This is a genomic window from Bradyrhizobium sp. STM 3566 (assembly GCF_045571445.1).
Taxonomy (GTDB): domain Bacteria; phylum Pseudomonadota; class Alphaproteobacteria; order Rhizobiales; family Xanthobacteraceae; genus Bradyrhizobium; species Bradyrhizobium vignae.
In genome coordinates, this window is record NZ_CP120692.1 from 5970017 (window position 1) to 5994363 (window position 24347).

General features: G+C 58.2%; 16 protein-coding genes and 2 pseudogenes. 4 read left to right on the top strand and 14 right to left on the bottom strand.

Translation table 11 applies throughout. The features are described from left to right. Positions 1-641: 641 nt before the first annotated feature. Positions 642-1382, bottom strand: a pseudogene (locus P6U27_RS28795) (GDP-L-fucose synthase family protein); the annotation flags it as partial. A 69-nt stretch (positions 1383-1451) separates the two neighbouring features. Between P6U27_RS28795 and P6U27_RS28800 the strand changes: the two are divergent. Continuing rightward, positions 1452-1655, top strand: a pseudogene (locus P6U27_RS28800) (NAD-dependent epimerase/dehydratase family protein); the annotation flags it as partial. Positions 1656-2307: 652 nt separating this feature from the next. Here P6U27_RS28800 and P6U27_RS28805 read toward each other — a convergent pair. Next, positions 2308-3240: an ABC transporter substrate-binding protein gene (locus tag P6U27_RS28805; protein WP_407192931.1), complete on the bottom strand. Its 933-nt coding sequence runs from the start codon at positions 3238-3240 to the stop codon at positions 2308-2310. Positions 3241-3612: 372 nt separating this feature from the next. Between P6U27_RS28805 and P6U27_RS28810 the strand changes: the two genes are divergently transcribed. From P6U27_RS28810 to P6U27_RS28820, 3 genes are all read left to right on the top strand, one after another. Next, positions 3613-5055: an undecaprenyl-phosphate glucose phosphotransferase gene (locus P6U27_RS28810; RefSeq protein ID WP_407192932.1), complete on the top strand. Its 1443-nt coding sequence runs from the start codon at positions 3613-3615 to the stop codon at positions 5053-5055. Positions 5056-5082: 27 nt separating this feature from the next. Beyond that, positions 5083-6045 (top strand): NAD-dependent epimerase/dehydratase family protein, encoded by a 963-nt coding sequence (locus tag P6U27_RS28815; RefSeq protein WP_407192933.1) that lies wholly within the window; start codon positions 5083-5085, stop codon positions 6043-6045. Between the two features lie 338 nt (positions 6046-6383). Continuing rightward, entirely contained in the window at positions 6384-7397 is a 1014-nt protein-coding gene (locus tag P6U27_RS28820) for an acyltransferase family protein (RefSeq protein WP_407192934.1), read from the top strand. A 164-nt stretch (positions 7398-7561) separates the two neighbouring features. Here the strand turns inward: P6U27_RS28820 and P6U27_RS28825 are convergent, their stop codons facing one another. From P6U27_RS28825 to P6U27_RS28880, 12 genes are all read right to left on the bottom strand, one after another. Continuing rightward, positions 7562-9688 (bottom strand): Ig-like domain-containing protein, encoded by a 2127-nt coding sequence (locus P6U27_RS28825; RefSeq protein ID WP_407192935.1) that lies wholly within the window; start codon positions 9686-9688, stop codon positions 7562-7564. Positions 9689-9986: 298 nt separating this feature from the next. Next, complete coding sequence (locus tag P6U27_RS28830) at positions 9987-11198, bottom strand: glycosyltransferase (protein WP_407192936.1); 1212 nt, start codon at positions 11196-11198, stop codon at positions 9987-9989. A 1-nt stretch (position 11199) separates the two neighbouring features. Beyond that, a complete protein-coding gene (locus P6U27_RS28835; protein WP_407192937.1) occupies positions 11200-12435 on the bottom strand; it encodes a lipopolysaccharide biosynthesis protein in 1236 nt (411 codons plus the stop codon). A gap of 236 nt (positions 12436-12671) precedes the next feature. After that, on the bottom strand, positions 12672-14147 hold the full coding sequence (locus tag P6U27_RS28840) for an O-antigen ligase family protein (RefSeq protein ID WP_407192938.1): 1476 nt from the start codon (positions 14145-14147) through the stop codon (positions 12672-12674). Next, positions 14137-15426 carry a cellulase family glycosylhydrolase gene (locus tag P6U27_RS28845; protein WP_407192939.1) on the bottom strand — a complete coding sequence of 430 codons (1290 nt, stop codon included), beginning with the start codon at positions 15424-15426 and terminating at the stop codon, positions 14137-14139. Before P6U27_RS28845 ends, P6U27_RS28840 begins: the two co-directional genes overlap by 11 nt. Before the next feature lie 36 nt (positions 15427-15462). Next, a complete protein-coding gene (locus P6U27_RS28850) occupies positions 15463-16509 on the bottom strand; it encodes a glycosyltransferase family 2 protein (protein WP_407192940.1) in 1047 nt (348 codons plus the stop codon). Positions 16510-16826: 317 nt separating this feature from the next. Beyond that, the gene (locus tag P6U27_RS28855; protein WP_407194549.1) at positions 16827-17636 is read right to left on the bottom strand and encodes a hypothetical protein; all 810 of its coding nucleotides are present in this window, start codon (positions 17634-17636) and stop codon (positions 16827-16829) included. Continuing rightward, entirely contained in the window at positions 17584-19845 is a 2262-nt protein-coding gene (locus tag P6U27_RS28860) for a polysaccharide biosynthesis tyrosine autokinase (protein WP_407192941.1), read from the bottom strand. Before P6U27_RS28860 ends, P6U27_RS28855 begins: the two co-directional genes overlap by 53 nt. A gap of 255 nt (positions 19846-20100) precedes the next feature. Further along, the gene (locus P6U27_RS28865) at positions 20101-20709 is read right to left on the bottom strand and encodes a hypothetical protein (protein ID WP_407192942.1); all 609 of its coding nucleotides are present in this window, start codon (positions 20707-20709) and stop codon (positions 20101-20103) included. Between the two features lie 110 nt (positions 20710-20819). Continuing rightward, positions 20820-22307 (bottom strand): O-antigen ligase family protein, encoded by a 1488-nt coding sequence (locus P6U27_RS28870; protein WP_407192943.1) that lies wholly within the window; start codon positions 22305-22307, stop codon positions 20820-20822. A gap of 29 nt (positions 22308-22336) precedes the next feature. After that, positions 22337-22912 (bottom strand): hypothetical protein, encoded by a 576-nt coding sequence (locus P6U27_RS28875; protein ID WP_407192944.1) that lies wholly within the window; start codon positions 22910-22912, stop codon positions 22337-22339. A 170-nt stretch (positions 22913-23082) separates the two neighbouring features. After that, positions 23083-24285, bottom strand: a complete 1203-nt coding sequence (locus P6U27_RS28880; RefSeq protein WP_407121654.1) for a polysaccharide biosynthesis/export family protein — start codon at positions 24283-24285, stop codon at positions 23083-23085. Between the last annotated feature and the right edge of the window lie 62 nt (positions 24286-24347).

A 24347-nucleotide genomic window follows, 5' to 3' on the forward strand; every position in this document is an offset into this window, starting at 1 on the left:
CGCTACCGGATACTGCGGCATCGGATCCTGAACACCTACCGCCAAAAAGCCATCGAGATGACGCTTCGCCGCGTCGACCTTACCGGAATCGCCCCAGATTTTCAGGACGTCGGCGAATCTATTCCATCAATAACGCCCCGGGTTGGCAAATAGACGGCGCCGCTGCGCTGGATATCGAAGCGCGTCTTCGATCGTACGGCTTCGATCAACATTCTATCAGCATGGAGGTGTACGCTCGGTCGCGTAAGATCCTCGCCTTATTTGAATCGCTCCTGAGCGGAGCACAGCTTGGACGCCTGATGCTGATAAAAGAAAACAATACTCGCGGAATCCAGCCAGAGACGGCGCCCAAACCACAATGCGCATCGAACCGCTTCGCAACAGAGCGGGCCAACCTGAAGAAAGCTTTTCCCATGACACCGATTGGCGACGATGAGCTGGGAAGCTACATATCGAAGAAACTATACGAGTTTCTCACCAACTGAGAGAAGCAGAGATGCGCGAGCCTCACCCTTGCTTGCGCCGACGCGGCAAACACCGAGACACTATCAAGGCAGATCGCCTTCGAAGTCACCCGCCTTCAAGATGCGATCGCGATCCTTCGGACGGCTTGCGATGAATAAAGCGGGAGTAACCGCGCTTCACCCAAGCGACAGATATGCCGCGTACGCCTGCTTCAGACCGTCCGCGAGGGAGGTCTTCGCGCGCCAGCCGAGCCCCTCGAGGCGGCTGACATCGAGTAGCTTGCGCGGCGTGCCGTCTGGCCTCGTGGTGTCGAAAGCGATCTCACCTTTGTAGTCGACAATGTCTGCGACGAGTCGAGCGAACTCAGCAATGGCGATGTCCTCGCCGGTGCCGATGTTGACCAGTTCGGCGCCGGAATACATCTTCATCAGGTGCACACAGGCATCCGCCATGTCGTCGACATAGAGGAACTCGCGCCGGGGCGTGCCGGTGCCCCACACCACGACGTTCGTTGCGCCCGAGAGCTTCGCCTCGTGGAAGCGCCGGATCAACGCGGCGACCACGTGACTCATTTCAGGGTAATAATTATCGCCGGGACCGTAGAGATTGGTCGGCATCACGCTGATGAAATCGCAACCGTATTGACTGCGATAGGCCTCCACCATCTTGATGCCGGCGATCTTGGCGATCGCGTAGGGTTCGTTGGTCGGCTCCAGCGGGCCCGAGAGCACGTAATCTTCGCGGAGCGGCTGAGGCGCCAGCTTCGGATAGATGCAGGATGAGCCGAGAAACATCAGCTTCTCCGCACCATTTTGATGCGCGGCGTGAACCACGTTTGCGGCAATCGCAATGTTATCGTAAATGAACTCGGCCCGTAGCGTATCATTGGCCACGATGCCACCGACCTTGGCGGCAGCGTACCTTCGCCCAGCTCGTGGAGGAAATGGTAGCAAGCGATCTAGCCGAAGCAAAACGGGACGCCGGACGTGGCAAGCATACCGTTTGAGCTCAAGGGTAAAAGCGTCTATGTCGCCGGTCATCGCGGCATGGTCGGCAGTGCGCTTGTGCGCCGGCTCGCCCGAGAGGACGTCAGGCTCGTGACAGCCGACCGGCGCGAGCTGGATCTCTGCAACCAGGCCGCCGTGTTCGACTGGTTTGCACGGATGCGGCCGCAGGTGATCTTCCTCGCACCGATCGAGCCTTAGCAGTTCACCGCTCCAGCCGCGGTGCGCCCGCATTGGGAGAAGAACGCTTCGATTATAGTGTGCAAACGCACATCGAATTCCTTGGTCTGCCAAGGGTGTGGAGATCTGCAACCCTCAACAAATTCTCTGCCGCACTAGCCGTTGCGCTTGACGGCTAGGGAAAGGACGAGCGAGCGCGAGTGAGAAGGCCGGGTTGCTAATAGGCCCGACGCAACACCGGACCAACAGGCGCGCAGACCCGGTCCATATACCAGCCATAGGGCGTCTCGACCCGCACCAACGGGCAGTGGCGCCGCGGCACATACCGATAAGGATACGGCTGCGCCCAAAACGTAACAGGCGTCGCTTGGCTCTCATCTGTATGCAGGGCCGCCGGCGCGGGCATCTGCATTGCGGCGCTCGCCCCGCTCGCTGCGCACAGGGAAACGGCCGCGACCAAAAGGCCAGCTCGCATCGATGTCTTAAGCATCCCAAAAGCTCCTCGCCCGCCGGACTTGGGCCGTCACGTCACGGAGCCCCCGCGACTGACCGAAATAGTGAACCGAATTTACCAAGGCCACGGGCAGAAAAGCAACTGATGCCGAGGGGGGCCCGCCCAGTCTGAGTCAACATGGCGCACGAGTGTGGCTTCTCGGTCCTATTTCTCAACGCCCAAGACGCCGGGGGCGGCTCGGTCAGGTGAACGGCGGTACGCATCCCGCAAGAACCGGTAGTTGACCGTCTGAGCTATAGGCACGTCTTCCTGGCCGAGCTTCGCAAAAATGAGGATATCCCGCAGCGTCCGCCAGCGACTTTCGTCGTAGTCGCCAATGCGGCCGCCCGTCGGCAACACCAGCTCGCGCTGCTGCTGTAGGTCGAATCTCAGCCGCTCGAAGTTCAGCCCGGCGGGGCCGGTGCCAGCGAGAACGGGCACGCTCTTTGCGTAGTCGGCATAAACGAATTGCCAACCCCGAATGAGGCCCTGGAGGACGTCGGCAATCACGGACGGCTGCTCGAGGATGAGATCATTGCTGGCAAAGTAGACCTGACCTGGGACATGGATGCCGTAGTCCTGCGGTTTGATGACGTTCAGCTTCACGAAGGTCGCGCTGGAAGGATCGGGCTGCTCGTCGATGGCGGCAATGATCGCATCCACCTCCCCAGCCCTCAAAGCCTCGAAGCTGTCGCGGTCTGGGACCTTGGTGATCTGGCTTCGGGGAAGCCCGAGCTGCGCCATCATGGCGTCGAAAACGACGCCCCCCTCGGTCGCTCTGCGGTATCCGACCCGTTTTCCGACCAGATCAGCCGGCCGCCGCAAGCCCGAGCTTTCGAGCGTGAAAATCGCGACCGAGGTATCCAGGAAGCTTGCAGCGAAGGCAGTTACGGGCACGCCGCGCCAGCTTGCCAGCAGGAAGTTTTGGCCGCTCGTCACGCCGATGGCATGTCCGCGTGCAATGGTTTGGACGAACTCAGGCTCTTCGGGCTGAGCCGACACCTCAATACGGGGGGAGAAATAGCCCTGCCTCGATGCAGCGAGTTCGCCGGCAAACCGAGCACTATATCGCCCGTCAAGGAGGAGCTTGACTGGCACAGCTTTAGCAGCTGTCGGCGTTCGTGTGGGGATCGCTTCAGGACCAAGAAGGAGAAGCAGGGTACCCCCCAAAGCGATGGCGGCAAGAGCAGTAGCAAGGTACCGCCTCCATCTCCGTCGGGTCCGCTTCCGGGCCGGGGTTGGCAACAAGAACTTCCTAACGGTCTGTAAACTTGACATATCACTTGAGGCGAGATGAGCTACAATCCGCCTTGGGGGTAAGGTTAATTTTTCCTTCACCTTGTTTTAACAGCGCTTTTGACCGATAGCACGGCTTATTCGGGTAATAAATTCCGCGTGAATGGATTTCGCAGGATGACAGTTATTACGACTCGACCAGTGCCCGCTCCTGATTCTGCGACGGGAATTCCCGTGGCCGAGCAAATCGCTTCAACATCCACAAGCTTTTCGCCAAGCTGGCTGCGCCCTGCGGTTGTTGAACGCTCAATGGCCGTAGTTGATGCGGCGTTGATCGTGGTCAGTGGGATTGGCTGCGCTGTCGGCTATCTCTTGTTGACCGCGGGCCTCGCTGGCAAAGCAGACGTCTATGCGGCGGCTAGTGTCCTGGTTGCTGTCAATTTTGTCCTTCTGAACGTAGTGCAGCAGGGCTATCGACTCCGAACCATCACTGACCTGCCACGCACATTGCGAATGACAACCGCGACGTGGACCGCTCTGTTTGGTGCGCTGATAGCGATCGCCTTTACGATGAAGGTCAGCGAGGAGTTCTCGCGAGGAACCACGATCTCGTTCTACCTGGTCGGCCTTGCCGCCCTGCTCGCCTGGAAGACCGTGGCGGCGCGGTGGACTGCGAATTCCTTGCGCAACGGCGCCTTCGCCAACGGAAGAGCGATCATGATCGCCGAGTTCGGCCTTGCAACCTCGTCCAATGCGGTCGACGAACTCGGCCAGCACGGCTATCGCCTGATGCGAATCATGGAGATCCCTGGAAGGCAGCTGGCTTCCCCGCTATTGCTCTCCTCGCTCGCACCGCGCTTCGAAGAGCTGATCGCCTATGCGCGCGAGAACCGGGTCGAGCACATCTTCCTGCTTATGAATTGGAGCCGGCAGCATGCGATCGAGAGCATTCTGGACGTGCTGAAGATCCTGCCGCTTCCCGTGCATCTGGTGCCGGACGCCACCACGGCCCGCTTTTTGCGCTATCCGCTGGTCGGCACCGGCAACACCTTCGCGGCCGAGCTGCGCCGCGCCCCGCTTACCTCTCGCGAGCGCGCAGTCAAGCGCGCGCTGGACCTTACCGGAGCAAGTCTTGCGCTTCTAGTGTTCGCGCCGGTGATGCTGGTGACCGCGATCCTGATCAAGCTGACCTCGCAAGGCCCGGTGTTCTTCCGCCAGACGCGCCACGGCTTTGGCGGGCGCGCGTTCAGGATCTTCAAATTCCGCACCATGCGTGTGCTCGAGGACGGGCCGACGATTCAGCAGGCGCAGAAGAATGATCCGCGCGTCACGCCGATTGGCAAGTGGTTGCGCAAGACCTCGATTGACGAGCTGCCGCAGCTCCTCAACGTGCTCAAGGGCGACATGTCGCTGGTCGGCCCCCGCCCGCACGCGGCCGCCCACAACACCGAATACGAGCAGATCATCGGCAACTATGCCTTCCGCCACCACGTCAAACCCGGCATCACCGGCTGGGCGCAAGTTAATGGTTACCGCGGAGAAATCCGCGCGATCGAGCTTATGCAGAAGAGAGTGGAGCTTGACATCTGGTATATCAATAACTGGGCCGTCAGACTTGATCTTAAGATCCTACTTCTGACTGTAGCCACAAGTTTGCGCGATCCGAATGCATATTGAATGAGAGATGTCGAGGCTGAGGGACTAATGGAAAAAGGCATTTTGATCTTTGGCGGCTCCGGTTTCGTCGGAACCCATCTGCTGCGTCGTTTACGGCAGACCTCCACGGCCAAAATTATGAGCGTCGATTTGCGAGCGCCTGCCGCGCCTGTCTCTGGCGTCGAGTACAAGATCGGCGATGTACGCGACCTGAGCAATTTTGATACATCCGGCGAGATAGCAACCATCTACAACCTTGCCGCCGTACACCGTACGCCCGGGCACCCCGATCACGAGTATTATGAGACCAACGTCGGCGGAGCCGTAGAGATCGCGGCACTCGCCAGACGCAAGCACGTGCTGCAGATCGTCTTCACGAGTTCGATCTCTGTTTACGGCCCTGGTGAAGACTCGAAGCTGGAAGAGACGCCCCCTGCGCCCAGCTCAAGTTACGGCAGATCGAAGCTCCTGGCCGAACAGGTGTTTCGAGGCTGGATGATGGAAAATCAAGATCGCAAGTTAGTCATCACGCGCCCCGCGGTTGTTTTCGGGCCAGGAGAAAACGGAAATTTCACTCGATTAGCTACTCTACTGCAAAAAGGCTTCTTTGTTTATCCGGGCCGGCGCGACACGATCAAGGGCTGCTTCTATGTCGAAGACCTGATCAATGCCATCGAATTTGCTCGTTCGTGCCCGGAGCGTTTCGTCTTGTTCAATGCGTGTTACCCAGATCGCTATACGATTGAGGACATCGTTACGGCATTCCGGACTACTCACTTTCCGAATGCGCGAGAGCTTCTGCTTCCCGAAGCTGCGGTGAAAGCTGCAGCGGCGATTCTCAAGCCGTTCTCGGCTGTCGGCGTTGGCATTCATCCTGATCGCGTGATGAAGCTCGTCAAGTCTACCAATGTCGTTCCTGGTTGGCTGCAATCCAAAGATCAAGCGCCACGCGGACAGCTGCAATCGGCTTTACGCCGTTGGCGAAATGATTCTTCCGGATGCTTTAACTAACGCTCATACCCCGATTATTAGTGAGATTGCTTGCCCCTACCAAAGACTGCAACTTGTATTTGTAATAAGAAGCCGCAATACCATCGTAAATGAGACATCAGTTCTGAGACATTGATTTTGGTATTTTGCCCGCACACGAGACTTCGTGAAATCCAACCATCGTTGGACGAAAACGTTGCGATAGCCCATGCTCGTTATTGACCGCCACCGACTTTATTTCCTGACGATTAATCAGAGTCGTCGCAGCAGCTTGAGTTTAACCCTTGTGACGCCATCCGCTTGCTAATCCAGCTCGCATTAGGTGCGGACCTTGATTGCTGTTTTGCCGGAGTTTTTTTGTGACGAGATTTCATAGTTTCGACGGTATGCGAGGGTTGGCGGCGATTGCTGTGTGCGTCTACCACGCAACCAGCTCTCAGATCATGCCCGGCGGATACCTTGCCGTCGATTTCTTCTTCATCCTGAGTGGATTTGTCCTCGCCAGGGCGTATGAATTCGACCTGAAAACGAAGCGTTACGGTGTCGGCTCGTTTATGTTGATGCGCTGGCTTCGCCTGTACCCAATGTTCTTCCTCGGCTTGGTTCTGGCATCTGCGAAGGCAGCGGCGTTTGCTGTTTACGGTCGCGAAGCGAGTCTAACGTGGACACAGTTGTTACTAGCCTTGCCGTCCGAATTGTTAATGCTGCCCTCTCCGGTCAACGGCCATGATCTGTATCCCCTCAACGGTCCTTCCTGGTCCTTATTTTTCGAACTCCTTATCAACCTTGTTTTTGCCGCATGGCTTTTCCGACAAGGCACCCGTACGCTGTTAGCCATAGCGGCATGCGCCTCGGTGTTTCTGGTGACATCTGCGATGGCTAGGGGGTCTTTGGATGGTGGCTGGACCTGGCCCTTCATTTGGATGGGGGCAGCGCGTGTCACTTTCGGGTTCATCGTTGGTGTCTTGATAAGCCGTTCCTCGTTGAAGGCCAAGCCATCTACTTTTGCGTGTGCACTCGGAGCGTTGGCTTTGGTCGCGGTCTTGGCAGTTCCGGTCTCGGAATCGTTGCGCCCTCTATATGACTGTGCTGCCGTTCTTATCGGGTTCCCCTTCCTTGTCATATGGGGGGCGAGCTTGCAGCCACCGACTCGGATCCAAACTGCGTGCGCAGCGCTCGGCGCGCTCTCCTACCCGCTCTACGCCACACATTTACCGTTGGTGGTGTTTGCAAGGATCGCTGTGTATTTTGCGGTTCCTATCGCTATATGGCTTCCGGTTTTTTGCCTTGCCATATGCGCCCTCGCTCTTTGGCTCGGGCGCACGGTAGACCCGCGGCTGCGCCGCCTGCTCAACGCATGGCGACCGACGTAGCGATCTCCCGCGCCTGTTTCTTGGCAGCTTCTTGGTCAAGACAACTGCCGACTAAGCGGCGGCTCAAGGCGAGCGGTTCGCGCCGAAGTTGGGGAGGCCGAGTCAGCGCACTTCCTCCGTTCGCCCTATCTGACCAGGGGAACACGGCCGATCGCCGAACAGCGTCAGATGAAGCTGAAGTCGGACGCATGAAGGTTCGACAGCGCGGCGTGATTCAAGGTCAGGACGTCCGACTTGTCGATGGTAATGACCACGTTGCTTCCCACCTGTTGGGCGTCGGCTAAAAGGTGGGCAAAATCCGGCACCATCGCGCGGCTGATGTCAATGTGGTCCCCCTGCATTGTGGCGGTGCTTGGGGTGAAATCATTAATAACCTGCTTACCGAAGCCCATGTTGAAGACGAAAGTATCTGCCCCGGCGCCCCCGGTCAGTTTGTCCCCGCTACGGCCGATTAGCACGTCGGCGCCCGTTCCGCCAGTTAGAGTCTGGTTGGCCTGGTTAGAGTAGAGGGTAACGCCAGGAGCGCTCCCTGTGTTTCCGGCTGCGTCGGTCGCGGTCTCTGTGAAGCTGTGTACAGCCGACTTGGACAGCTGGCTTGTCAAGCTCCACGAGCCGTTCGAGGAGAAGGTCGTCCCTATCAGCTGGCCGTTGTCGTATACCGAAATGGTCGAGTCGGTTGTGCTGATGCCGCTGATCGTGACCGAGTTCAATCCGGTCGGCACAACGTTGACGATATCCGGGACCGACGCAATGGTGTCGACTATGAAGTTAAGACCGGCGCTGGCCGCGCTCATTTGGCCAGATCCATTCGAGGCGACGGCCGTCATTTGGTGAGAACCGTCCGGCAATGCGCCCAAGACAAAGCTCCAGACACCATTGGCATCCGCAGCGGTAGAACCCAAGGCGAGCGAATTGTCGTAAACTGTCACCACGGCGCCAGCTTGGGCGATCCCGGTAATCGCCTGTTGCGCCGTGTTGTGCACCGCATTGACATATCCGTTCACGATGCTGGGATCACTCAGGGCCTGGGGCGCAGTCGGCGGAGCAGGCGGTGTCGTGGTAGATTGCTCGATCTCGATGATGATCGGATCGGCCGATAAGCCAACGGTTATGCTGCTCACGTTGGAAACGGTCTGAATGGCGGTAGTCCCTTTAATGGGGTCGAAAATCTTGATGCTTGAGACCGCGCTGGGCAAGCTGATCGTTACCTCCGATGTTGGCGGCGTCACGACGCTGGTGCCGTTGTAAAGTGTGGCATTGCCATTCCAGAGAACGATGTCGAAAGCACCGCTCGACTTTTCCAGCAGCATCGACGACGCAGTGCTCGGCAAACCGGTGATGTTATAGGCAAGAGTTCCAGGCGATGTGAGCGGCGGACCTTTGTCTTCGAGAATATGCGTCAGGTTGCTAATGTCTATGGCGGCCGGTTTCGGAGTGCCGTCAGCGTTGAAGAGGCCGAAGTGCTGCTCTTGGTCACTCGACGCGTTAGGCTCATCCATTAGCTCGTATAGGAACGTGATGGCGGCTCCCGCCTTGTAACCGTCCAGCAGCGCATTGGTGTCGATGATGCCCTGGGTATAGGCATCAGCCACGCCTCCGCCCCAGGTCGATGTGTTGAAGCCCGAACTGGAGACGCCGGTTTCAGTGATGTAGACGGGCTTGCCGGGATTGGACGCCTGCGCGGCTGCGACCCAGGCATTGATACCGTCCTGCAACTGCTGGCCGATGCCTCCATAGACATGGACGTTGGAGGCGTCTGCAAATGTCCCAAAGGAAGAGATCGCGAGTGTGCTGCACTCGGAGGCGGCGATCACGCTGACGCCGGCCATCAGCGGGTCTGCTCGCATCGCCGCCTGCAACGCGGCGTCGTCGGCCGCGCCCCAGCTCAGATTCCCGTAAGAGGAAATTCCGTTGAGATAGTAGGTGTTGGTCGTGTATTCATTCGACCCTTCCAGCGCAATGATGCTGCCGGGCACGGCCATTTCGAGAGCATCTGCGCGTACAAGGTCGGCTGCCGCATTCACCTGGCTCGCCTGATCCGCGTAGAAGGAATTTGACTCGAGAAGAACAAAACGGACTCCGGTCTCGGCCAGCGCGATATACGTCGAAAGCGCGGTGGCGGGCGGGATGCCGTCACGGACATTCGAAATGCCAAGATAGGATAACTCGCTCAGGATGTGAGTCGGATCGTACGACGCAAGGTGAGTGGCGATGCCAATCGAATCGATAAAGCTTGTCGCGCTCGTTGCGGAATTGACTTCATAGTCCGCAGTGGAAGCTGAACTGGACATCTCTGGCGCTCCTCAAACTGGACGCGCCCACCGTAGATGGCAGAAGCGCATATCAGTTTAAGGAAACCGAGCGCTCTTTAACGGATGTGCTTAATGGACTTTCGCAATCATTCGCCCGCGGCACCTCGATTTGCTCTGCTCGGGCGCGCCGGCACGCTCCTTGATGAAATCGGAAGGCAATGCGCGCTCGTAAGGGCCCGGAGTTTTTTGGTTAACCTTGTTCTGGGCTTAATCCAGTTTGAGGTTCGGCCTGCGTCGGACGAGTAGCGCGGAGCTAGGGCGCGCCAGCTTGAGCTTTCTATGGGCTGCGGTCCGTCCCATCGAGGGAGCGATGCAGAATGCTTCCCGAGCCTTCTACTTCACTTCGAGATGTAGTCACGGCTTCTTGCGAGTAAGACTCACGAGTTCCCAAGAGATCAAAATAGAGTTGCTTTGTCCGATCAGCCATTGATCTGGCCGTGTAGTGCATCCTAAACCGTTGATGCGCGTTTTGAGCGAAACTTCGCAATTCCTCAGTGCTAGTGGCACGTATCGCATTCGCGATATCCAGCGGTTGCAAGCTCTTCAGCAGGCGTCCGGTCGCTCCGTCCTCGACAAGCTCCGGAAGTCCTCCTACTGAGGAGGAGAATATCGGAAGGCCCGCTCGCATCGCTTCGATCGCGATCATGGGCAATCCCTCCCACCGAGAAGGCATCAGGAGCAGGTCAGCCGTTGCTAAGCTCTCCTCGACCTGTGACCGAGTTCTCCAACCGAGGAGTTCGACATTCTCGGGAATTTCTAGAACGGTAGTGGCATCGGTAACGAAGTCACCGATCGCAAAGCCCTGAGCCAAGTCGCCAAGCTCGGACATGACGTCGAGAAACACGTCAAATCCCTTTTGTCGATCGAAACGACCCACGAAAAGAATTTTGACCGGCCTCTCAAGGCCTGACGCCGAGTTCGCTGACGGCACCGCCTCGTCCGCGATGCCATTTAGAATCACAACACATTTCGAAACAGGAATGCCGACTGAAGCAGCCGCTTCGAGCTCGGAGGAAGATACGCATACGACACCGTCGCACAAGCGCGACAATGCCGCCTCAAGCCACGCATATAGCCGGTTCGCCTTTGTGTCCCGCAGGAACGCCCAACCATGGGGACAATACACAATGATTGGACGGCGCCTCAGCAGGAAAGCAACTGGACGCACAAGAAGTCCAGCAAACGTAGAGTGGACATGAACGATATCGGGCTTAAAGCTTTGAATCAGCGCGCCCGCGGCAAAGGGGACTCTAATGAGAGACCGTATCGATCGTCCAACGTATGGGTACGACTTGATGACAAGCTTTGGATCAGCCAGCTTCGATAGAGCCTCGTCATTTATATCGGGACCGAAGACCACAATTTGAGAGATTGCAGAATCTTTGATTTGCTCCGCGATCAATTCCTGCAAATGCGCAAGAACCCCTCCCAACGGTGCTTCCGTGAAGTGCGCGACCTTCAAGTTAAGATTGTCTGATTTTGACGTCACTTTAACCGCCCTTACACCGTTTCATCCTGAGAAGGTCGCGCGTGATAACAAAAGAAGCGGGAACTATAAAAAAGGCACACAGGCCGAAGCTATTCCCCCAGAACAACCCAATTCCCCCCAAGGCTTTTGCCAAAACGACCTTAGCTACTAAACAGCATATCCCGGACAAACTCGCCAGTTTCAGTTGCACAGGCAGCAGCGATGGCACGCTCATGAGCGACGTGAGCACCGCGTTCACGGCGAAAACCGGAATCCAGATCGCAACACCAACGATCAGATCATTTGGAAGTGATATCGCGCCACGCGTCCAAAGACGCGTTACATCATCTCCAAACAGGAGAGTCACCGTCGAAACAGAACCCGCTATAAGCAACGCCAATGAAAAAGCGGATACCAAGATTCCGCACGCGCCACGCGCGTTTTGCTCCGCGGTTGCAGCTCGAAACTGAGGCCAAAACGGAGTCAGGCCAATCGAAAGTAACGTCTGGACCGCGATCGCCATTTTCTGCGCAACCCCGAATCGTGCCGCCTGCTCGGCATCCAAGAGATGTAGCGCCAAGACAGAATCGAAGGAAAAGCTGATGGCACTGATCGCGTTTACGAGGAGGAACGGAGCGCCAGATTTTAGCACTGTTGCCAGCTTCCCCGCACTTGTCAGCGAAAGACTCGGCTTCAGGTCGGGGCGACGCCGAAGCAATAGAGTGCCATTAAGGCAATGAACAACTAGAGGCACCGCGCAGAAAGAAGCCACTACGGCGGCGATACCTGCATTGAACTGGAGGCTGACAACGATCGCGCAAAACGTAGCAAGGGAGGCAAATGCGTCCCAAGTGCTTTGAATCGCGGTTTCACCTAGACCAAGTCTGATTTTCCAAACAAGGCTCAGCGGCGACACGATACAAAGTGTCAGACACGTCACAAAGAATGCTTCCCAAGCTCCAGTACCTTGAAAATGAACGAAGCTACTACCCGTCCGATTCGAAAAGAACGTCAGACATACCACCGTCGTGCTGACGACTGAGAACAACGTAAGAGCCAAAAGCGCATTTGAAAGGTATGTTCTCGCGGTATTGTAGGCTCCCTTCGAGACTGCGATGTGATTGACTAGACCCGATCCAATTCCCAAATCAATGAAGGAAAAAGCGCCCATCAAGGAACTCGCGGCGAGCCACACGGCGAATTGCTCGGCGCCCAGGTGACTCAGCAGGATCGGCACGAGAGCCAGCGTGGATGCCATTTGAATGACCCGCGCTGCCAACCCAGCCGCGGCGCCAAACAATGGATGCGATCGCAATCTGCTCCAAACTTCCGCGCGCTCATTCACGGGAGCTGCAACCGAATACAAGGCATAATCCGATTACCGCCCTGAGCCAGCTTATCCGCATCAGGTTCAGACGATGCGTCAGCCAATGTGTCTCAGATCCTCTACGGAATCGGTTACTGTGATAGGCTAGTGCCATCCCATTTTCCCGATCAGCTGCGTGACGACATGAGATAGATTTTGCTCGGAATTGGACGTGTGGATGGTCGGAGGGCGCCGCCAGCAAGTTGTCTCACCCGTGCACTGAAGGCTGCGCCTGCACCGAGGGCGATCCAGATCATCGGGGTTCGAAACGTATCCGTGGTCAGCCCGGTTACGATAACATCGGCACAGTTCATGATGATCGGGTATGCAACCACCGGCACATTCCGACCTAAATTCGCATAGATCAACCCCGCCCCGCGCACCGAAACCATAAGCGCGATCCAGATTGCGATCCATCCGAAAAGGCCGACAAAACCAAGTTCAGCGGCAAGTCTGGCGTAAAGCGAGTACGTGTTGGGCCAGGGCGCATCGGGATATTGGAGGGAAGCTTTGACCTCCGAACTGACGAACCCCCAGTCAGGCATGTATGACATAGCCTTGAATGCGAACTGCCCCAACCCAATCCCCAATATCGGGTTCTCAGAAAACATCTTGATAGATGTAACTTGGTAGGCCAAACGAGAGAGATCGGAAACAGAAGTCCCCACGGCGGCCTCGCGAATGACGTCGTCGAAGCCCGCCGCGTAAAATATGATCACTGCAACCGCTGCAAACAGCAGTAAGGCCCCACTAAAGGCCGCCGACTTGGGTACACGTCCATCGGGGGGCAGGAACAGGAATTTCAGTAGACCGAAAGTGACAACGTTGGTTGCCAAGAGCAACCATCCCGTCCGGGCCTGAGAACCAACAATCAAGGCTGTGAATGCCAAGAGCAAGAAAATATGGAGAGCCTTCCTAATGCCCCGAGTCATGAATGTGGCAGCGAAAAGCCATGGCCATGCAAGTCCAGCAAAGTTCCCGAACGATGGAGGCTCGAACGAAACGGTACGAAGGCGCTTATCCCATCCCTCGATAAGCTTCACATTCAAGGTGCCGTCCCACGATTGAATGGTATGATCCGAGCCCGCGTGCAGAACGGAGTTCACAGTTTGATAGAGTGGAAGACTCACCCCGGCTCGATCGAGAGCCTCGAGCGAGCCGAAGCCGACGCACAGTGCCGCGCTGATACAAATGGGCAGTATCAGACGCGCATACCATCGCCCCAAAACCACTGCACGAGTCAACAATGCGAGGGCGACGCCGTAAATTACCACGGTTGCGGAGGTGACCAATTTCGCAAGCCCATCGCGGCCATGAAACCTCGCGGCGCTGATTTCAGTCGCATTCCAGAGGGCCGAAATCACTATAACGATTACGATGGCGGCACCGGTTCGCCAGATGAGGGGCGCGCCTGGACGCTCGACAAGCTCACCAGTTACGGTAGTGCCAACAGCGTTGATCCCATATAGCCCCATGGCCAACGCAAAGAAATAGAAAGAACTCTCGTTGCCGAGTTCTCCGAAGGATCTAAGTCCTGCGATCGCGTCGAAGGGAATCGCGATCACGGCCAACGCGAAGATCAAGTCAGTCAGTTTAACGGGCATGACCATGTCCGTCATCTTCGGCCCGGTCGCCAGGAACGATCACAGGGTAGTTGCTTAGGACGACCGCCTTTCCGGCTATTTTGGCAACGGCGGTTCGAGCAGAGTCGGACCTCAGCCAGGCAACGATCTGACTTGTTTTCCCTTCCTCGAACAAAAGAAGCTGCACCTGAGGGTCCACGGTTTGCAGTCGGCGAACGAACCTCATATTCGTTAATCGCCGAACTAATCCGTCATCCGGCTCAACCTTGAAAATACCCTGCGCCGTCTGAAGTCCAAAATGAGACTCGGGATTGGCAGGCTCGTCCCTCGAGTCCTTCCATTCGTACCATACGGTTGCCCGAACGCCACTGGCGACGTTCGCAAGATAGGCGCGAGCCAAATATGCTTGCTGGGTTGCACGGCCGACGGCCGAAGTGGGATAGCCCCATTCAGTGCACAGCATGGGCACGTCACGCCATCGATCGGACAGGCGCTCAAGGAGTGCGCGACTGGCCAGGTTCTCAGCTTCGACGCTCTCCGGATCCGGCCGCCGTCCGCGGCTTATGCGATAACTATGCATACTCAAACCATCAAGACACCCTGCCGCCTCGGACTTCGCCAGGGCCCCATAGAACGCGGGCGCCCGAATCGGCAGGCTGGCAGTTGCCGGCGCAAGCACCATTGCCTTGGAAGCAGCCATCTTGATTGCGTTGCAAGTCGTTGCGGCGAGTTGCGCATAGGCATCTGGTTTTGGTTTGGGCGGCCAGAATATTGGTAAGTCCGGCTCATTCCAGACCTCCCACGTGACTGACTCGTCAACGTACCGCTTCGCGGCTGCGGCAGCGAAGCGGCTGAAGGCCGCTATCGCAGCCTCACTCTCTGGTGGTGCCGCAATTTTCCTTTCTCGCACTCCCGGATCTGCCGGCAATTCCAGCCAGCGGCTATAAAGATGGTTTCCGGTCGCCAGAATCACTATGGAGGAAAGACCCGAATGTCTGACCTTCTCGAAAAACGCGTCGGTCGCCGCCCAGTCGAATTCTCCTGGATTTTTCTCGATCGCTTCCCACGACATACCCCATCGTACAAAGCTGAAGCCAAAATTCCGGATACGTTCCAAGTCAGCAGCGTCAATCTGCCATACCTGCACGTGAACACCCAAGCCTGAGGGGAGACCTTTGGCCATCACACCCCAATTGGCCGCTAACTCAAAGAGCAGCAGAAGAAGCCCCAGCAGCCATCTCCTCCTACGCAACAAGCTCTTGTGTGGGATGAATCGGCTATTGTAAGGAGTTTCGACCATTGTCGGACGCTCGGCTAGCCACGAATGCTGATAACCTCAAACCATGGACATCCAATCGCTGTCTGTGCGCATCAAGCCGCTGTCAACCAAATCACGACTCGAGCTGTAACGGACACTTTCCGCGCCTAGGAGCGACAAGTTTGGATTTGCTGCCAGGAGTTCACCGTACCGGCGGTATTCGATTGAGCCGCCGTAGTGTTCTCCGTGTGCGACGGCGTCCTCGATACGTTTGCCGAAATCCTGGAAGTACTTGAAATGCAGCAGAGCGCCTGTGACCGGCGACAGTCTAACCGCGTTAAGCCGGTGGCTGTTGACGAACGCGTTTCCTCTCCGCCATTTGACGAGCGGTACCTTATATGCCTGCGTTGCGACGACTGGAGCTCGCTGCTGGCACAAAAATCCAGCTTTATGTGCGACAGACAAAGCCCGCCTGGCCAATTTTGGCTTGAGACGCGGCCATAGTTCCGGTGTATTCTGATCTTCGAAACAAAGTCGCAGACGTGGCCCACCAATGTGCTCGAATGGCGGGAAAGCAGACGGGAAGCCGTATCGCCGCACGACAACATAGCTAGCGTCATGGTAAGAGCATGTCTCTCTAAAGTCTTCTCCTTGCCGATAGTTCACCTCGCGAATTGGAAGCGAGCTGTACATGTCGAGGAGAAGGGCATACACAGCCTCATAACCGGACCGATCCAGCCAATTGCAGAAGTGCTGCAATCCTGCATTTTCGCAACCAGGAAAGACAAACAATTCGTCGGCGTCAGCGAGAAGAATCCAGTGTGATACGCCATAAGCATCCAGCAAGGAGTTCAGCCAGCTGACACCGGCGCGGCTCTTCCCGTACGACCCCTCCGTGAAAAAGACATGACAATCTGATTGATCGAGCAGGAACTTCCCCGACCCATCGTTGGATCCATTGTCGATTACAAAGAATCGGGACACGCCGAGTTGGCGATAATAGTTGAGAAAGTAGGGTAGACGTAACATTTCATCGCGCAGCACCGCGAAGAGGCGGATTTCACTTCTATCATGGGGGATGTCTCTTCGATCTTGCCGAACGAGTTCAGGATGGAGCTTATTCATATTGTCCCGTTAAAATCGGTAGCTGTGGGCGTGAGGACCCGCTAGGCAATTCATCTGCTGGCCAATTGCGATTGTACAAGCACCACCCGACCTTTGAGCGCGCGCTCAGGGTGACGAGAATGCCCGGACTTCCCTCTGATCACGAAAGATGTGATATCAATTGAGCTTCCACTATTGGCTCCGCATTGCCTATCCGGCCTCGCCGCTGGTTGTCCATAGCTGGACCAAGATGCATTCGTTTAATCATTAATGCTGGCGCATTGGACTGGACCGGATCATTTGGCAAGTGCGCGTGAATGAATATGGAAACGTAGTAATTAGCGCCAGTATCTCTCGTCCTGTTCAATCCCAGGTATACTCACCCTCACTCCGTCGCGTGCCAATCTCTTGGCGAAGATCTCGCGCGACGCAACATCCAATTGCTTCAGGCTCTCCAACAAACGCTCGCGCTCAACCCAACCTACGCTGGTCAAATTGATTGCGGCTTCCTCAATGAAGCCGTTATTGATGAGAGCTGCAAATTCAGCGAGGACTTCTTGTTGACGAGATTTGCTTAGCAGCGAGAAGATCGCAAGCGCCAATCGATTGCGTCGGAGCACGACCCAGCCCTCGTTCGGTCCCGACGCATAGGACCGATCCAGATAGCCGATAATGTCAAAGTCGAAACCGCTGCGCCTCGTCACAACCGAATAGAGCATCAGCCAAAGAAATGAGTCGGCTGGGTTGACCTGTAGCGCCAACCGCAATTCGCCCTCACTCGCTTCCATCGCGCGATCGCCCTCGTCAGGGTTCTTTCGGTGCAGCGCTTCTTCGGCGGTACGCAGCGTTACCAGCGCGAGTGCAGATTGAAGCTCAGGTTGCACTACAGCCGGTCGGGAATTCGCATTCAAGCGGATCAGCATGTCCCCCAAAACACCAGGTCTGAACCGGTCATCAGCCATTATCTGTAACGACACCTCGCGAATAGGTGCCGTCAACCAGAAGGAGGGAACGGCAGCCAACGGCCAAAGCGTACCGACAACCGCTACAAACAGCAGCATGACGCGCACGAATGCCTTCGGCACTGCGCGACAGTTAATCCACGTACCCATACCTTGCGTAGTATTTCTGGTAGTATTGGCGACCATGATAGGCTTCGTAGCGCGCAAGTAGCCTTGTCTCGGCCTTGTTCAGGACGGCTCCCAACAGCTTGCCCTGGATTTCCGGCGCCCCGCGCAGATTGTGGCGCGCCACGTCCGTATTCGTCTTTCCCCACTCCACCACAAACAGGTAGGAATCGACGAAGGGCGAGGTGACACGCGCGTCGACCACAGGCGCCATCGGCGGCATGTCCAGCACAACGTACTCGAATTTCGAGCGCAATAACGTGACAAGATTGTGCATCGCTTTAGACGCGAGGATCTCGTTCGTGTGTAGGAGCTTCGAGGGCGTTACCGCCGGCAGTATCGAGAGCTTGGTCTCAGGATCGACTACTAACGTATCCTCCAGCCGCGCGCTCTGCGCGACAACATCGACCAAGCCGACACGCGCGTCCGGCACCAGCGCGCGCGACAACGAGGGGTTGCGCAGGTCAGCATCAATCAGAATCACCCGGGCGCCACCGTGTGCCATGAGCTGGGCGAGGTTGGCGGAAACCGTGCTCTTTCCCTCGTTCGGAAGAGTTGAAGTGACCGCCAGCACACGATTCTGCCGCACCATTGAGTTGAGATCCAGGGCCACCTTGAGGGTTCGCACGGCCTCGGAGTAGCGGGACAAAGGATTTTCGACGACATAGCGCAAGAGGTCCGGATCGGGGTTGCCCGACTTGTCGGTAGACCTGTCCGTAAGCGAGCCAGGAAGCAGCGACAGCGGCCGCGCGGCGGAGCTGCCCACAGCGGGGAGGATCGCGAGGCAGCTTGTGCCTAGGATTTCCTCGACTTGCTGGGTCGTACGGAAGACCTGGTCGGTGAGCTCGCGGGCCATGGCGACACCAAAGCTCAGCATCAGGCCACTGAAGAGCCCTACCGCCAAGACTATCAGAGGCTTCGGATAGCTCTTCTTCAGCGGCATCGTCGCTGCGCTGATAACGCGCGCTTCAGTGATCGGGAACGACTGCTGCTGCACACTCTCCATATAGCGCTGCAGAAAATTGTCGTACATCGATTGGTAGGACTGGGCGGTGCTCTCGAGTTCTCGCAACCGGATCTGCGCCTGGTTGGTGAGCTGTGATTCAGAGACAGCCGCATTCAGGCTGGTCTTGATGCTCTCCTCGCGGGTGACTGCGATATCATAATCGCTCTTGTACGATTCCTGGATGCGCTTGAGCTCGTCCGTGATGTTCTTTCTGATCTCGTCCATCTGCCGCCTAAGGTTTACCGCGGCAAGATGCTCGTGGCCATACTTCGACGCCCAAATGGCCTCTTTGGACGCCATATCGACATATTGAGCACGCAACTTCACGATCGTCTCGTTCTTCAGCGCATCGGCAACAGAGGCATCCGGGATCTCCTGCTTGAGGATGCTGTTCATGCGGTCGAGCCGCGCCTTAGTTTCTGCGGTCGCCGCATGCGCCAGCACGAGCTGACTGTTCACTTCGGCGAGCTGCTGCTCGTTTATCAGCCGCCCGCCGGTATTGACAATGTGGTTCGCAATCTTGAAATCCACGACCGCTTTCTGCGCACCGGTCGCCTGGGCGCGCAGCTCCTTTATGCGGTCCTGCAGCCAGACACTGGCGCGGCGGGTTGCCTGGTACTTCGCCTCGAGCTGGTCCACGATATAGGCGTCCGCGATAGCATTGGCGATCTTCGCCGCTTTCGCTGGATCGCGCGAGGTGAAGCCAATCTCCATCACATAGGTGGTGCCAAGGCGCTTGATCACCCGATTCCTAGCGAAGTGCTCCAGTGCCTTTCGGGTTAATTCGAATTCTGAAGCAGGGCTGCTCGAGAAAACTAGTCTCGCAACGGCGCCAAGCAGGGCGCCACCAGTACCGGTGAATTCGGGATCGTCGATCAGGTGAAGGTCACGGATGACCGCAAGGCTGATGTTTTCGGATTTGAGGATTTCGACCTGCGTTTCCACGGTCGAGGAATCGATCGCGACATCCCCGAGCATGGACTGCTGCTGGAACAGCTGCACCTTCCGCGTGTCAATCACCATTGATGCGGTCGAGGTGTATTGTGGAATGGCCGTAAAGAGATATACCAGCGCAACGATCACGCAGGCCGACAGGATCGCGATCATCGTCGGGAACTGGCGACGGATTATACTGAGATACGAGGCTACCGAGCGGGATTGTAAGCCTTGCATCTCAACGAATTCGCGATTGATCTCCGCGGCCGGCTTGTTCAGCTGCAACATCTATCGATTCCTGAAGATCAATCCGCGAATGCTTGAATGATTGTAAGCCTTGGAACAGAGCCCCAGCGCTTCGGACCCATCTCCTGCCCAGGACCAAACTAATGATAGCACAGCGCTCGCTGAATTGAACGTCGTAGACGGGCGCAGTGGGGCATCTACGTGCTATTTCGTTTAAACCTTAATGACGCCAGAGCAGAGCGGCGCACTAAAGCGCCGCTCTCACGACGATCAAGTGAGGCAACTCGGAAATCCGGCTCAGCGAGGGCTTACGCTACTCGTAGTGCTTGCAACAGAACCGCCACTAATGCCTGTCCCGGAGTTTGGTGTCGAGGAGTTGCCAAAGGTGGCCGTGCTGCCGTTGTTGCCGCCGTTCGCAAATCCGCCGGCCCCCGTGGGGCCGCCCGCGCCGCTGCCACCGCCGCCGCCGATCGCGGCGGTCACGACGTCACCAGTCGCGGCCTGATAGGCGGCAATCACGTCGGGATTGCCGGTGCTAGCGATGGCGGTTTGGATCTCATTGCCATAGGCCTGGTCCTGCTGCGCGGCCATGCGAGCGACCTGGGCGAGGCCGGCGACGATCGCGCGCATCTGGTCCGTGGTGGTCGCGGGATCCTTGAGCAGCGCGATCAGGCCCGGCAGCGTGGTCGGATCGGAGGCGCCGAGGTCGCGCACCCGCGAGATCAGCTGCGGGCCTCCGGTCGGATATTGCTGCAGCAGGCTGTTGGGGGCGGCCTTGAAGTCGGAAATCACGGTGGCCGGCAGCTGGCGCTGCGGCGGGTAAATGGCAGCGCTCGCGGCCGATGAGATCGTCGCGGCAAGGGCCGCGGCCGCAGCCATGCGAAGCGCAAATCTAATAACGCTCATAAATTTAACCTCCAAAGATCATGCCCTAATGTCTTGCAGGAACCTATCCGAAGAGAAAAGGACTGTCCATTTATTCTAAAGACTTCGTAAACGGCGCAACTGCTTCAAATCTAGATACTTTTGTGAAGCTCACGCCGCGCCCGCGGGGCTGGCGCCGCGGTTGCGGAGTGGCCCTCGGATCGCGGTGCGGTGGCAGCGGCATCCGCCGTGGCACGCCCCTCCCGGCTTGAGAAGGACTGCGAAAGGCCCGCGCCGAAAAGCGCAAAGAACGGAATGCTGTAGCCGGGCACCTGCAACGTGAAGTCAAGGCACGAATGCAGCAGCGACAGAGTTGCGGTCGCCGCCGCCGCGAGCGGGATGATGGCATCGCGCCGGCGGGTGAACACGCCTCGCGCCAGCACCAGCAGCATGATGACCCAGCCCAGCGCCACCAAGAGCGCCATGGGAATCCCCACCTCGGAGGCAAGCTCCAGCGGGGTCGAATGCGCCGCGTCCCAGACGCCGCGAATCGAGATGTTGGGGCTGCGGTACGGCGGGAACGCCCATTGGAAGGTGCCCATTCCGGTGCCGAACCAGGGGTTGTCGGCGATGATCCGAAGTGTCGATTTCCAGGCCTCGACGCGGCCCTCGTCGACCAGGCCCTGGCTGTCGAAGCGGCTCGAGACCTGTCCGCCGAGCAGTTGCAAGAGGCCGAGCGCGACCGCAATGCCGGAGCCGAGCGAAATCCAGATGCCGGTGCGCGGCGGCAGGTCCTTGCGCAGGAACAGCGTGAACGCGATGATCATCGCGAGCAGCGACAGGCCGACGCCGGCGCGCGAGATCGTCATGAACATCGCCATCAGGCAGATCAACAGGCAGGTGAGCTGCGGCAGGATTTCTTTCGGCGGGATCGCGCGCAAGTCCAGCGACAGCCGCCGCCATTCGATGTGCCGCTCCGGCAGGCGGCGGCGGACGTCCTCCAGGACCAGCAGCATCCAGATCACCGCAGCCGAGCCGAAATAGGCCGCCGCCGTGTTGCGGTTGATGAAGGTGCCGGTGACGCTGCCGAGATACGCCGTCTTGTCCCGCCACAGGATCATGGTGGGCTCGATCACGAACGAGGCCACGCCATAAAGCGCGTAAGCCGCGCCCGAGATCGCGATCACCCAGAGCAGGCGGCGCGCGCGCATCCGATCGGCGCCGATTGTGATGCCGAGCACGATGGCGAGGATGTTGGCGAGCGGCGCACCGAGCGCGAAGAACGCCTCGTTCTTCACGATGGACGCAGAGGGGGCAATCGGCACGCCGAGCAGATCCGAAGCCTGCTTCCAGATCGGCTGGAACGGCGCGACCCAGGGATGGTCGGAGAGCTGCTCATGCAGCACGAAGGCATAGGCGGCAACGATCACGCCGATTCCGGCGAGGAGCCACAGATGCGGAAGGCGCAGATCGCGCGTCGACGCGAAGATCACCGCGATGCCGAGACACAGGCACCAGAACGCGATCGACAGATCATTGGTCGAGCCGAACGGAAACGGCGCGCCGGCGGCCACGAAGAACAGGATGAAGGCCGCGGGCAAGCTCCATGACCAGCGAATCTTGGGAAGCCAAAGGCGCATCGTTGTTCTTGCAGGCTTTGCTGCTGGGCCTAGAGGAAGCAATCAATCGGATAGATCTTCAGATCGACGTTGAGGCGGCTGTTCCGGCTCTGCGCCCGGAACGCGTAGAATAGTCCAAAACTATCACTTCCCGGATCGAGTTTTATTCCGGGGGTTAATTCGTCGGGCGGGACCAGAACGCCGATGTGCCGGTTGATGGCGGAAATCTCGGTCCGCCCCTCGCCTTCGGCAAAATGCCCGCCGAGCTGGGTCACCGTGACCTTCGGCAGGCCGCGACGCTGATGGCAGACGTCCTCCTCCCAGAGCTTGGTCTGCTGCACCAGCGGCTTGCCCGGACCCTCGGGCACGACGATGTCGGGGAAGGATGGGCGCAGCATGCCGAAAAACTTGCTCTCCTTGGAGTTCGCCGAGAGGCGGACGGTGAAGGACAGCTCGCCCCGGGCCCCCTTGAGGCGCGACAAGATCGGAGCATCGGGCTCGGCGGAAACCATCACATCGATGCGGTGGCGGACGCCCATCTCAGCGCCGAGCACCGGCCCGACCGGTGCGAGGGCGAAGGCGAGCGGGACGAGAGCCAGAAGACGGCAAAATCTTCGAAAGCGCATGAAGCCCGTTGCAGGACCGCGGGGTGATCGATGACCGGCACGCCGTGCCGAGCGGCGCCTTGATCGACATCCCGGCTTCGTCGGCGCAGCAGAACCGCTTTCATTGCTAAACGAAAATGGCACCGGGACAAAGCCCGGTGCCATCGTCTTTGGTCGGTCAAGTCGGCGTCTTACGGCGCCAGCTTGACGTTGTTGCGGAAGATCAGCGTGTCGTTGGCGAGGTTCACGGCATCCGAGCCGGTCGCCATGATCACCCGCAGGTAGTTCAGGAACTTGGCAACTTCGACGTTGCGCGAGTTCGAGACGTAGATGATATCGCCGTTCTTCATCATGACCTTGGTGGCGAGGAAGAAGCCGCCGGGATCGCGGAAGTTCACGTTGAAGATGACCGGGATCGTCTCGGAGGTGTACTTGCTCACGTCGATGCCGAGCTGGGCCGCAACATCGCGCGGCTCGCGGCGATAGAGATACACCGCGGCAGGATCGGCCTGACCATCGAGGAGACCACCGGCCTTGCCGACGGCTTCGCCGAGATTGATGCGCCAAGCATCGAAGTTGAACTCGCCGCTCTGGCCGCTGGCGCCGAACGCCAGGAACTTCTGCTGCTCGCGATAGACGTAGATGCTGTCGTCCGGGCGCACATAGACGTTGTTCTCAGGCGCCATCACGAGATTTTCGAACGGCACCGTGGCCCGACGTCCGCCACGCTCCAGCATGACCCAGGTCTCGAAGCCCTGGCCCTTGATGCCGCCGGCGCGGGTGATCGCGTCGAGCACGCGATCCTTGGCACCCGCCGCGCTCGCCGGATAACGCGCCGGCGAGTTGACTTCGCCGAGCACGCTGATGAGCTGGGTCCGCTGCGAGGACATCGCCACGACCGCCTGCGGCTCGATCGCGCGGTTGCCGATCTTCTCGATGATCGCGCGCTGGATCTCCACCGCCGTGCGGCCCGCAGCCTTGATCTGGCCGGCATAGGGCACGGTGATGAAGCCGTCGTTGTCGACCGACTGATCCGGGATCGTCACATAGTTACCCGGACGGACGCCGGCTTCCGCCGGGATGAACAGGCCGCCTGCCGCAGCTTCGAAGATGGTGACGCTGACGACGTCGCCGATGCCGAACACGATGCTGGCCGGCGGACGGCGGTCGGTGAACACGCCGGCGAGCCCCTTGGGCTCATGGGTGTGCAGGATCTTCACGGTCGCCGGATTGAGCGGCACCAGCTCGTAGGCCGGCGCGTTTTCGGTCTGGATCTTGTTGTTGACGTCGTCCGTCAGCGGTCCCGAGCCGGGATTGGTCGAGCAGGCCCCGAGCGCCAGAGCGGCGGCCAGAAACGCAGGCTTCAACACATAGTTCTTGGCAATAGATGACATGAATCGCGCCCGAGGGTCCCCAATTGACGTAAATTGGTACGGCCTAGCGGGTGGGTGCGACA